This is a genomic window from Motilimonas sp. 1_MG-2023 (assembly GCF_030547455.1).
Classification (GTDB): domain Bacteria; phylum Pseudomonadota; class Gammaproteobacteria; order Enterobacterales; family CBDFNC01; genus Motilimonas.
Map to the genome: position 1 here is coordinate 1 of NZ_JAUOPX010000273.1, position 238 is coordinate 238.

A 238-nucleotide genomic window follows, 5' to 3' on the forward strand; every position below is an offset into this window, starting at 1 on the left:
CGTGCCACAGGTTCGCTTCACTGGAGACTTAGTCATTCCCGTTATCCACCAAATGGAAAAAATGCGCAACTCATTAATTACCTTAGAAATTGACCGTCGCGGTAAAGACGGCCTACTTTGTTTGGATAATATGCGCGCCGACATCACAGTTGCATTCTATTTGCTTGTATATGTAACAGCTGAATACGTTTTGAAAGTGGCTAAATCGATTGGCGCCGATCGCTCCTCAGATTAAGAT

At 43.7% G+C, this 238-nt stretch carries 1 pseudogene; it reads left to right on the forward strand.

Going from position 1 to position 238, the window contains the following annotated elements:
* Positions 1-235: pseudogene (locus Q4519_RS22080) on the forward strand (hypothetical protein); the annotation flags it as partial.
* Between the last annotated feature and the right edge of the window lie 3 nt (positions 236-238).